Genomic DNA, 11,142 nt, shown 5'->3' with positions numbered 1-11,142 from the left:
TACCAGCCTAGTGAAAATTTACTGTATGAAAAGAAGTATTACAGAGAAAAAAGGCTGTAAAAACAGGAACAGCCAGCCCGAAAGAATTTACGGACTGGCTGTATCAGCAGAGTAATGTAATTGTTGAGCTGACCGAGATATGAAAAACTTTCTATCGTCAATTTCGCATTATTGCAATAACAGATTGCTTCTTCCATGAATGAATAAGCAATATTGTCATCAAACTTTCAAGCATAAACATAGCAACAGCAAAAAGAGTAAAAGCAACAACCGGAAATACAAATCCCGTAGACATGCCTGCATTTTTCAAAAATATACCGATTGCATATCCGCCGGGGATTCCAACAACAGCAGTTATAAGCAATGCAATCAAAGTAGTAAAAAGACCTTCCATCATAAATGCTTGCTCCAACTGCTTATTTGTCATACCAATAGATTTTAGTGTGCCCATTTCCTGTTTCTGTGATAAAAGATTTGTCACAGTAAGATTGATTTGATTGATGACCGCAAATATCCACAAGATGGCTGCAATCGCATAAGCTAATGTAAAACCTGCACGATTGTCTGATTGGTGTTCTACAATAAAATCTTGAAGGGTTTGTAAGCGAACATCCCTATTGTCAGAAACGAGTAATTTGAGTTCTTGCTCGATTATCTCCTGATATTCAGCTTCTGCTTGTATTTCGATTGCGTATGTACAGTCATAACCTGCAAGTTCTTTGAGCATATTTTCCGGCATTCTGAAAATATAGCCACCCATTCCATCATTGCTGGAAGTGATTGCACCAATTTTGAATGCTTTTGTTATTGTTTTACCACTATGATTTTTGAAATTAAAGGTCACAGTATCCCCAATTTGAGGTTTCCAATGGTAAACATCATAAATACGTTCGGGATCACTTACAACTAATTCTGTATCATCAGTAATATTTCCAGATAAAACCGCTGCATTTAGCGACGCCAAATCCTTTTCATTATAGCCGAGCATCAAGGTGCTATCTGAAATATCATTGTCTGTTGAAAAATCAACTGGTACGGTAGCATAAGTAAATATATTGCTAACTCCCTCTATATCTCCAACACGCTTTACATAATCAGAAAAATATTCTTTCTGCAAGAGAGCATCCAAATTTTCACTTTCGTTTTCTAAATCAATGCTGATTTTGAAATCTCCGTACTTCATATCCCAATAACGAGCCATACTCTCGGCATTAAAAGAACTCTGATAACTTGCTGCAAGGAAAAATATAACTCCGCACAGTCCCAATGATAAAATGGTCAATAGAGATTTTTTTCTGTTTCTGGAAAAGCTGATTTTCGCTAAATATACAGGCGTAATACGATGTCTTTTGTGAGTGCGGTAATTTACAATTCCCACTGGATTTTTCAGGGCGGAAATTGGAGAAGTATTCGCTGCAATTTTTGCTGGTTTACGAACACTAATATAAACAAGCAGTATTCCAAAAAGGCATGCGCCACATAGAGAAACAATAAATGCAAATACTGACCAGCCTTTTGATTGCAGACAATAGCTGATGATCGTTCCCATGATACTACCAATTAAAATCCCCGGAACTGCAAGCATATAACCCTGTTTAAGAACTATTTTATAAATTTGCTTTTTACTTGCCCCTATTGTCCGAAGCTGTCCGAACTCAGCAACTTTTTGTCCAACCGAAATATAGAAAATGCTGTAAATTACAAGTGCGGCAGCTAAAAACAAAATGGCAGCAACTACACCATATACCGCATAATTACTGAAGGACAAAGTTGTATTTACATAATCATAGTAACTGCTGACTGTCCAATTATTCAGTCCAGTCTCCTCTGAAATTTGAGATAATATTTCTGTTGCTTCGTCTTTTGTAAGGGTATCTGCATTTTCAAGCCAAACATATCCATTAAGCAGGTTATTTCCACGTAATTCCCGGCATTTTTCAAGTGAAACAAAAACAGGATAAGCGGTAGAAGTTTTATCATGATAAATACCAACAATAGTATAATTCTTCAAAGTACCATCCAGATTCAACTGAACTATGGCGTTGATTTCCGGAGACTTATTTTCACTGGCAAAAAAGGCATCTGTAACAGCAATTTCACTTGCTTTCTCTGGATATTTTCCGTCAAAGGCAGGAATCAAACTAAGCATGTCATCATCATAATAAATCAGAGACAGTTCTTTAGAATTTTCTTTCACTGTTTTGATATTACAGGAAAGTCCTACACTTTTTACTTCTTCGTTTGCTAACAACTTTTCTTTACTGTCCTGCGTAATGTCAAAGAAAATCCCTTGATGTAATCCTTCGATTTCTTTCTGATTTTGATAAATGATATTTTGCACTGTGAGCAACGACATCATTATCATAGCAACGGCTACAATAATTGCCGAAAGGCAAAATAAGTTTTTCTTCTTATCAAAACGCACACTTTTTCGTGCTAATTTTTTAATTACTGCACTGGTATCATTTTCAAAAGGATAATTCATAATTCCCACCTCCTTTAGCCAACAATTTTACCATCTTCAATCCGTACAATGCGGTCTGCGAGTTGAGCGATCTCGTTGTTGTGAGTAATCATTACAATGGTCTGATTAAATTCTCCGCTGGTATGCTTCAAAAGCCCTAACACATCTGCACTGGTCTTGCTATCAAGATTTCCGGTCGGTTCATCAGCAAGGATAATCGCAGGCTTCGTAATTAAAGCTCGTGCAATCGCTACACGTTGCTGTTGACCGCCTGAAAGATTGTTCGGCATATTTTCCAGTTTATCTTCTAAAGCCAACATATACACAACTTCGTCCATAAATTTCTGGTCTACTGTATCGCCATCCAGTTCCACAGGCAGGACGATATTTTCATATACATTCAAAATCGGAACCAGATTATAATTTTGGAAGATAAATCCGATGTTACGACGGCGGAAAATTGTCAATTCATCATCATTCTTTTTTGCGAGTTCTTCTCCCCGTACAATCACGCTGCCGGAAGTGGGGGTATCAAGTCCTCCCATCATGTGAAGCAATGTAGACTTACCGCTGCCGGAAGTTCCAACTACGGCAACAAATTCTCCCTGTTCCACAGTAAAATTTACACCATTAAGGGCACGAGTAATATTTGGTTCTGTGCCGTAATACTTCTTTAAGTCGATTGTTTGTAAAATGCTCATATTCAAATGCTCCTTTCAAGGCTTTCTATCTGTTGATAAAGCCATTGTAAACCACAAATGTTACACAAATGTCCGAGATAGAAAAATTTTTATCGAAAATCAAAGTGAAATGTTACAACGCTCGGACATTTCAAAAAAAGTGGTTATATCTTACCTTACAGGAAGCATAATAGAAAATTCTGAGCCTTGCCCCAGCTCTGAAACGACCTTGATATAGCCCCCTTGCCTTGTTACAATCTCACGAGCCAAATACAAACCTATTCCTACACCCTGTTGATCGTTTACTTCTTCCTCACGATAGAAGCGCCGGAAGATGGCAGCCTGATTGCTTTCTGAAATGCCCTTGCCGGTGTCGGTCACTTTGACCTCTACGTACATTTCCCACTGAACCACTGATACAGAAATCTTTCCACCTGACGGAGTGTATTTTACTGCATTGTCCAGCAGATTGAAAAGGGCTTCGCTTGTCCACTTGCTATCATGGGAGATTATCAAATTTTCCGGGCAATCCACGGATACAGCAATTTCTTTTTTCTCTGCGGCATATACTATACTGCTCATGGCTTGTGCAAGCGTGTGGAATAAGCTGCTGTCTTTCTTTTCTAATCGTATCGCTCCGGTTTCCAACCGGGATGTTTTAACCAGTGCTTGGAACAGAAAATCTAGTTTATCAGTCTGACTGCGTATGCCTTGTAAAAAGTCCATCCGTTCTTCTTCTGAAACAGGCTTTGTTAAAAGTGTGTCCGTTACCATTTGCAAATTGCTGACAGGCGTTTTTACTTGATGCGAAATATCAGAAATCAGCATTTGAAGCTCCTGTCGTTCCATGTCTATCTTGTGTCGGTTTTTCTGCATAATCTCATACAACCGGATTAAGCGGTGGTTGATACGGGCAAAAAGAGTTTCACTATCATTTGACTTTTGTAATTCCTCGTTTCCATCAATCATGTTGTCCAGCGTCCGGCACAAATTAGAAGTAAGATGAGAAAGGCGTTTTCCAAAAAACAGCACCAATAGAAAAATCCAGAAAAATGCACAGAGTGTCAATGTTCCACCCGCTATGAAAATTCGTGTATCCTGCATTATACCGCCGAAAATACCAGTAATTACCAGCATAGAGAAAACCATGCCAGCACTAATCAGTCTACAAATTTTCTTAGCAGAAAGGTTATTCAGTTTCATTTCTTTTCGCCTCCTGTCCATTGATAACCCATACCGTAAACCGTTTTGATATATGTGTCGCCATCCGCTTCAATCTTACTGCGAATGCGGCTGATAGAAGTAGTAAGGGTATGTTCATCTACATATTTTTCATCAATGTCCCACAGCCTTTCCAAAAGTTGTTGGCGGGTAAGTACCTGCTTCGGATTTTTAAGAAATAGGTTCAGCATTTTATATTCCATCGCAGAAAGCGCTAATGGTTTCCCGTTCAAACTTGCAAATTGTTCCGAAAAATCCAGAAACAGGCTACCATCCTCGTAAATATCCTTAGCTGGTTTGTGATGTTCCAACATAGCGAACATGGCTTTGATCTTTCGCTGCAAAGCACTAATCGAAAAAGGTTTCGTGATATAATCCACTGCACCAGCTTCATATCCTCGTATCTGATCGCTTTCCTGATCGTTGGCAGTTAGAAATATAACTACTGTATCAGGATGCTCTGGCTTGATAAGACGGCATAGGTCATAACCATTTCCGTCTGGTAAATTTATATCCAGCAATACCAAATCAAAAATGTTTGTTTTTAATGATTCAGCGGCTGTCCTTGCATTCAGAACAGAAGTTATTGTGTAACCGTCCAATTCCAAATTATAAGTAAGCGTTTTATTCAAAAGATTATCGTCTTCGACAATTAAAATCTGCTTCATATTGTCACTTCCTTTTCTTTTTGCAGATAGTATAACAGGCAAATGTCCGAGAATTGTTACAAGGACAAATATATTTTTCATTTTACAGCTTTTTTCTGTGTACTGCAATTTTATAAAAGAAAGGACAGCAGTGTCAAATTGCTGTCCTTTCTTTTATCATAGCTGGTAGTGTATAAGCGTGGGTTCATCATATCGGGTGTGGTATCTTTAACTACAGGAAACTCCCTACAACACTATCTCACTTCTTGCTTAATAAAGTTCTAATGAATCTTCTGCATCCACCCACATCTGTAAATTGCCATCAAGATATAATCTTGCATATTCCAAAGGCTCATCCACAGCCAATGAAGTAAGCGCACATTCTGATCCATATGTGGTTTTTAAATTTTTTTCAGCTTCCCAGCAATCAATGCGAAGCATATATCCAGCACTTGTGTAAACATCAATACTATCGTGGTTTATATTATATTCTGCATAAATTGTTCTCATCGTATCTTATCTCCATTTTCTTTTGATAATCAGTTACAGAGTTAAATATCGAAAACATTTCAATCAGTTCACCATGTCGTTATTGTTATATGTTATATTGTGTTATGAAATTTTCTTTCCCTTAATTTTTCCCATATTAAGGTTCATGAAAAGCAATGGGAAAATGTAACACAAGGGAAAGAGTAAGGGAAAGTTCACTTGCTACAAACTTAGTATTTTCAAGGGTTTGCGAAGAATTTGATAATCAAATATAACAGTTATTAAATTTCCTAAAATATGTGAAATATCAACTTGAATTTGTACTCTTATCTAATATACGATATCACTCCAAATACTAGCAATGCAACAATACAAAAGAAACCTAAAAATAATACTATTGTTTTCCTTCCTTCTTTTTTTACATTGTCAAGTGTAATACTTATTGCTTTTGTATTTAAAAAGGCAATAAGTAAAAAAGTCACCCATATATAAGGGCTTCCATATTGCAAAACGATCATAGCAATTGCAAAGATAAATAAACAAATGGAGCTTATCCCTCCAATCAATGCACTTTCTTCACCATATTTTATTTTTTTGTTCAAATCTTCTGTCACAGCATTATTCTCCTTTAACATAACATCAAGTGAACAATCAAATTCGTCACTGATTCTTACCAAGGTTAACAAATCTGGATAACTTTTTTCATTTTCCCAGTTTGAAACTGTTTGCCTTGTTACATTGAATTTTTGTGCAAAATCATCTTGTGTCAATCCATAATCTTTTCTTATTTTTACAATCATTTGACCTAATTGCATATTGTCTACCTCCTTATAGGCTCACTTTATCATAATCGTAATTTTTATCAAGCAATGTTTCTTTTACATCGTCATTTTGGGTGCGCAAATATTCTTTGCATTGCTTATTTTACGCTATTTTGTGATTATTAACTAATGTGAAAATTCAAAGTTATCTATTTCTTTTCACCTAATTTTGTAAAATGCTTATGTAGAAAAAATTCTGTTGGAATAATTGTAAGCATCATAATTCCTAATTGTAAAAACACTAAATAGACAGAAATCATTTCAAAGTTTGTATCATCTTTCATTAAAATCAAAACAAAAATTGATAGTATCGCTATGATAATTCCTAAAACAAAATTTATGCTCCCCCAACATTTGTGTGCATATTTCCACGTTTCATCATTTATTCTTGACATAGTAGTTCGATACCCCGAAATGCCTTGCCTATCTTTAGGTGGATTATCTTTCCATGTATATCCCAAGAAAGTCATAGATAATGGTACTAACAGTGAACAAAGAAATAAAAATATAAACATTGTAGCGACCTCCTCTCAACTTCCGATTTGTAAAACACATTCTTTTTTACATAGGCACAGTATACCACATTTCCTGTGCCTATGCTATATCATTTAATGCTTCTTCCGATATGAACTTATCCTCTCCACAGAAACCTCCGGATAGAAATAAGTAAGAATCGTTGCTTTCGGAACATCTGCAACTAATGCTTTCTTCACTTCTTCTTTCTGCTCCGGTGTATACGACCAGTGCAGCATTCGATTTGTGATGGTATCCTCCCACTTAGGCTTTTCCCTCTCAGGATTCCTTACAGGCTTAGCACCAGCACTTCCATTAGAAGCTTTAGCACTTTCTGCAGCATCTGACTTCTGTGATTCATCAACATACTCAAGCTCATTTGCCTGTTTCCTGTCTATCTTTACTTTCTGCTCTGCTTCATCCTGCATTGAGAATCTTCTGCTTAATTTCGCATCACCAAGCATCATAAACTGCTCATAGGTAAGAGTGTCTATATACACATTCTCGCCCTTATCTTTCAGCTTTTCATAATACTTAACTGCCTTATCTGAAAGAATCTCAAATGGTGGACCGATAAGATTATCTGCTCACCTTATAACGAGCCTTAACGCTTGTCTTCCATTCGTGACCACAAGCACCTTTCCACCATACTTTTTTATTTGAACCGAAAGTAATGTCATCAGGTGTAAGCGGTAAGTTCTTCTCCGACCACTCCGAAACAAGCTCCGGGTGTACTTCTGCTAAACTGTTACTCATATCAAAACCTCCACTTCCTCTGTGATTAGAGTATATGAAGTTTTAGCTTTATCTTGTAGTTTGCGAATATCTGTATAAATAGAAAAAGCCCTTTGAGAAAAGGATTTCTCCTCTCTCAAAGGGCAAGTTGGCAAACTGGAAGTTGCACTTCCTCACTCGTCTTCTTTTTTATTGTTTCTACTAATATTCGAACTTAACAATAAAATTCCAGAGCATAAAAATAATACCCAAATTATAATATTTTCTTGATTTATCGCATTATAAATCAAGCATATTATGCTTAATATAATCTGTACAATTGAACAAATTACTCCTATTTTTTGTGTCTTTTTATCCATCATTGTCTCCTCCATAAATTCCGATTTCTCAGTTTCAAAAACTTGAATTTATCTTTTCTTATATGTCACCACAACTCCAACCACCGAAGTCAAAAAAACAATCGGTGCGAGTCTTACAAACAAGAATTCAAACCCATGCAGTATTGTTCCTGCCACTGCCAACTCAGGATCATTGTAATTCCAATTCAAATAAAAATTATTCGTAGATGCAAGTGCGATAAATATTACCACTATAACCGCACACAATGAAATAAGAATCCATCGAATCGTTTTTACCTTTGTTATACTTCTTTTTGCAAGCTGCAAATTAATAACTTCTAATTTTTCAGAAAGAATCTTTAAATCATCGGTAGTCGGTTCTGCTACAGGTTCTCCAAGTAATTCACTTACAGTAGTATCCAGTTCATTCGCCAAAATAATCAGCATACTGGAATCTGGAACTGACAAACCATTCTCCCATTTTGATACTGTCTGTCTTACTACGTTCAGTTTAATTGCCAGTTCTTCTTGCGACAGCCCTTTTGACTTTCTAATTCTTTTGATATTTTCATTTAGCATAATCTCTGCCTCCTTGTTTTTGATAGCTCAATTCTATATTCAATAGAGCCGTTGCCACAAGCAATACATATTAACATCCGCTTATTCACGGGCTTTTCACAGACAAATCTCGATTTGTAAAACACATTCTTTTTTACATAGGCACAGTATACCACATTTCCTGTGCCTATGCTATATCATTTAATGCTTCTTCCGATATGAACTTATCCTCTCCACAGAAACCTCCGGATAGAAATAAGTAAGAATCGTTGCTTTCGGAACATCTGCAACTAATGCTTTCTTCACTTCTTCTTTCTGCTCCGGTGTATACGACCAGTGCAGCATTCGATTTGTGATGGTATCCTCCCACTTAGGCTTTTCCCTCTCAGGATTCCTTACAGGCTTAGCACCAGCTCAGGCAATGCCTGTTGTAATGATTAAATCGGGCTTTCCCCGATGTGGTGTGCTTCAACCACCTCCTTTCAAGGCGCAAAAAAGCACCTCTTAGATTAACTGATATGATACCTCTTAAGTAAACAAGGTAAATAACCAAAATCTACTTTGGAGGTATTTTTATGGTAAGAAAACCCAAGTGTACGGTTGAAGAAAAATTTTCTGCTGTCGAGGATTATCTAAATGGAATACGTTCTGTCTCTGAAATTATGGTAGATTTATCTATAAAAAGTACACGAACTATAAGAAACTGGATACTGGCATATCAAAATGGGGGAATAGAAGCCCTCTGCTCTGTTACAGCTAACCATTCCTATTCCAGTGAATTTAAAATTGAAATGGTTCGGAAGCATATCAACGTGGAAGGATCGGTTACCGATTTATGCGCCAGATATGGAATTCCTGCACATGCAACACTACAAAAATGGATTTCGTTGTATAATGCCAATAGAGAACTTAGGGATTATGATCCCAAGAGGGAGGTCTATATGGCAGAAGCAAGAAGAAAGACAACGCTAGCTGAACGTAAAGAAATCGTCGAATACTGTATTACACACAACCGGGATTATAAAGGAACAGCTTCTCTATATGATGTTTCTTATAGCCAAGTGTATTCATGGGTCAGAAAATATGATATTGCTGGAGAAGATGGTCTATCCGATAAACGTGGACACCACAAAACGGATGATGAAGTTGATGAATTGGAGCGGCTGCGCCGGGAGAACCTTCGACTAAAGCACCAACTTGAAGAAAAAGATATGGTGGTGGAACTGTTTGTAAATGATACTATAAGAATGTACATTCTTATAGTATCATTTACAGACAGTTTATGTGCCTCACACCGAGAGTCGGCTGAAGGAAGATACCAAGGTATGGTTCAACGGTGTGGTTCGCTCCTCGGAAACGGTTATCGTTTGCAATCTTGGCAACACCTCCGGCGGACTGGATATCCACATTTATCCCAAATCCGATATGGCGGCAGGCTCGGTTCAGCTTGCCCAGGGTGTGGGTGGCCAGCGGGTCGTATTTCCAAATGCCCTCGCTGCGGAGGATGACCTTGCTTTACTTGCATCGGTGCGGGAATGCACCAAAAACGGTATTTCAGAGCCGAAAGAGGGTTTTTATCAATACAGCGCCGCTTGGGACTCCAAGCATAAAGTCACCTTGGAGGACGGCAAGTCTGCCAGGGTGCTTTTTGAATTGCAGCAGATGACGGATGGTGGTACAAGTATCTGATGGTCGAAAAATTCATAAATTTTTGATATAATTTATCTGAAAAGTGTAACCTCGGCATGGTAAACGGTGCTTATATGGGTGAAGGTCTTTCAAATACGAAGGAAAGGAGATGAAAGCCTTGGATGATAATAAGATAGTTGAACTGTATTTGTCACGTGATAAAACAGCAATAAAGCAGACTTCCGAAAACTATGGAACTCGTATACGCTCTTTGGCAAACAACATAGTCAAGGATTTGCAGACCGCAGAAGAATGTGAAAACGATACATATTTGGAGGCGTGGAGAACCATCCCGCCACATGAGCCAAGAACGTATCTTTTTGCTTTTCTGGCACGAATCACAAGACATATTTCGCTGAATATATGTCGAGACAGAAACCGATTGAAACGCAGTGCATTTATATGTGAACTCAGCACAGAAATGGAACAATGCATACCGTCCCCAGATGATACGGAATGTCGCATTGACGATATTATCTTGAAGGATGCAATTAACAATTTTCTTGCTACTCTTGATGAAGAGAAAAGAAATATCTTCTTGCGTCGTTATTGGTTTTTGGATTCCATAGCTGATATCTCCAAACACTATGCTATTTCTGAAAGCAAAGTGAAAACAACACTCTTCCGTTGCCGTAATCAGCTACGGGAGTATCTTGAGAAGGAGGGCTACACTTTATGAGAGGAAATGAATTTTTAGACAAAATGGAACTTGTGAATTCGGAATATGTTGAAGCGGCAGAAAAGGTTCCTTACAAAAAGAAAAAAAGTTGGGTCAAATGGGGGGCAATAGCAGCTTGTCTTGCAATGATTGTTGTGGCAGGCACAATGATATTTAATAATAGCAACACATCCCCTATTTTCATTGGTGGAATTGAGCGAGAGTACAAAAATATCTCCATTTTATGTGGAGAATCTGCTATTGAATGGCCTTGGGAATATAAGACACTTTCTGAACAGTATACATCTGTTATAATTGAAGGTAAGGAA

Annotated in this window: 12 protein-coding genes and 3 pseudogenes; 4 read left to right on the top strand and 11 right to left on the bottom strand. The window is 37.5% G+C overall.

What is annotated here, in order from left to right; all coding sequences use genetic code 11:
* Window positions 1–157: 157 nt before the first annotated feature.
* The 11 genes from OCV48_RS09890 to OCV48_RS09840 all read right to left on the bottom strand — a co-directional run bounded on the left by OCV48_RS09890 (window position 158) and on the right by OCV48_RS09840 (window position 8,811).
* A complete protein-coding gene (locus OCV48_RS09890; protein WP_055152279.1) occupies window positions 158–2,485 on the bottom strand; it encodes an ABC transporter permease in 2,328 nt (775 codons plus the stop codon).
* Window positions 2,486–2,499: 14 nt separating this feature from the next.
* A complete protein-coding gene (locus OCV48_RS09885) occupies window positions 2,500–3,165 on the bottom strand; it encodes an ABC transporter ATP-binding protein (protein ID WP_006859033.1) in 666 nt (221 codons plus the stop codon).
* 150 nt (window positions 3,166–3,315) lie between these two features.
* Entirely contained in the window at window positions 3,316–4,281 is a 966-nt protein-coding gene (locus OCV48_RS09880) for a sensor histidine kinase (RefSeq protein WP_449495045.1), read from the bottom strand.
* 62 nt (window positions 4,282–4,343) lie between these two features.
* A complete protein-coding gene (locus tag OCV48_RS09875; RefSeq protein WP_019162604.1) occupies window positions 4,344–5,033 on the bottom strand; it encodes a response regulator transcription factor in 690 nt (229 codons plus the stop codon).
* A gap of 249 nt (window positions 5,034–5,282) precedes the next feature.
* Window positions 5,283–5,522 (bottom strand): DUF6061 family protein, encoded by a 240-nt coding sequence (locus OCV48_RS09870; protein ID WP_020994096.1) that lies wholly within the window; start codon window positions 5,520–5,522, stop codon window positions 5,283–5,285.
* Between the two features lie 305 nt (window positions 5,523–5,827).
* Complete coding sequence (locus tag OCV48_RS09865) at window positions 5,828–6,316, bottom strand: helix-turn-helix domain-containing protein (protein ID WP_147591833.1); 489 nt, start codon at window positions 6,314–6,316, stop codon at window positions 5,828–5,830.
* Between the two features lie 155 nt (window positions 6,317–6,471).
* Window positions 6,472–6,837, bottom strand: coding sequence for an SdpI family protein (locus OCV48_RS09860; protein ID WP_262559600.1), 366 nt, complete (start codon window positions 6,835–6,837; stop codon window positions 6,472–6,474).
* A 93-nt stretch (window positions 6,838–6,930) separates the two neighbouring features.
* Complete coding sequence (locus OCV48_RS09855) at window positions 6,931–7,335, bottom strand: hypothetical protein (RefSeq protein WP_394803269.1); 405 nt, start codon at window positions 7,333–7,335, stop codon at window positions 6,931–6,933.
* A 79-nt stretch (window positions 7,336–7,414) separates the two neighbouring features.
* On the bottom strand, window positions 7,415–7,591 hold the full coding sequence (locus tag OCV48_RS09850; protein ID WP_394803268.1) for a zinc-ribbon domain-containing protein: 177 nt from the start codon (window positions 7,589–7,591) through the stop codon (window positions 7,415–7,417).
* 386 nt (window positions 7,592–7,977) lie between these two features.
* Window positions 7,978–8,487, bottom strand: a complete 510-nt coding sequence (locus tag OCV48_RS09845) for a helix-turn-helix domain-containing protein (RefSeq protein ID WP_055215905.1) — start codon at window positions 8,485–8,487, stop codon at window positions 7,978–7,980.
* Window positions 8,488–8,667: 180 nt separating this feature from the next.
* Window positions 8,668–8,811, bottom strand: a complete 144-nt coding sequence (locus OCV48_RS09840; protein ID WP_394803267.1) for a hypothetical protein — start codon at window positions 8,809–8,811, stop codon at window positions 8,668–8,670.
* A 230-nt stretch (window positions 8,812–9,041) separates the two neighbouring features.
* On the opposite strand from OCV48_RS09840, the pseudogene OCV48_RS09835 reads away from it, so the two are divergent.
* The 4 genes and pseudogenes from OCV48_RS09835 to OCV48_RS09820 all read left to right on the top strand — a co-directional run.
* Window positions 9,042–9,638 (top strand): annotated as a pseudogene (locus OCV48_RS09835) (helix-turn-helix domain-containing protein); the annotation flags it as partial.
* Window positions 9,639–9,795: 157 nt separating this feature from the next.
* Window positions 9,796–10,155, top strand: a pseudogene (locus tag OCV48_RS14085) (hypothetical protein); the annotation flags it as partial.
* Between the two features lie 118 nt (window positions 10,156–10,273).
* Window positions 10,274–10,834 carry an RNA polymerase sigma factor gene (locus tag OCV48_RS09825; RefSeq protein WP_147591832.1) on the top strand — a complete coding sequence of 187 codons (561 nt, stop codon included), beginning with the start codon at window positions 10,274–10,276 and terminating at the stop codon, window positions 10,832–10,834.
* A pseudogene (locus tag OCV48_RS09820) lies at window positions 10,831–11,142 on the top strand (hypothetical protein); the annotation flags it as partial. The gene OCV48_RS09825 and the pseudogene OCV48_RS09820, both read left to right, overlap by 4 nt.

Source organism: Bovifimicola ammoniilytica, from assembly GCF_025567085.1.
GTDB classification, from domain to species: domain Bacteria; phylum Bacillota; class Clostridia; order Lachnospirales; family Lachnospiraceae; genus Bovifimicola; species Bovifimicola ammoniilytica.
This window is presented reverse-complemented; position numbering and strand designations above follow the sequence as displayed.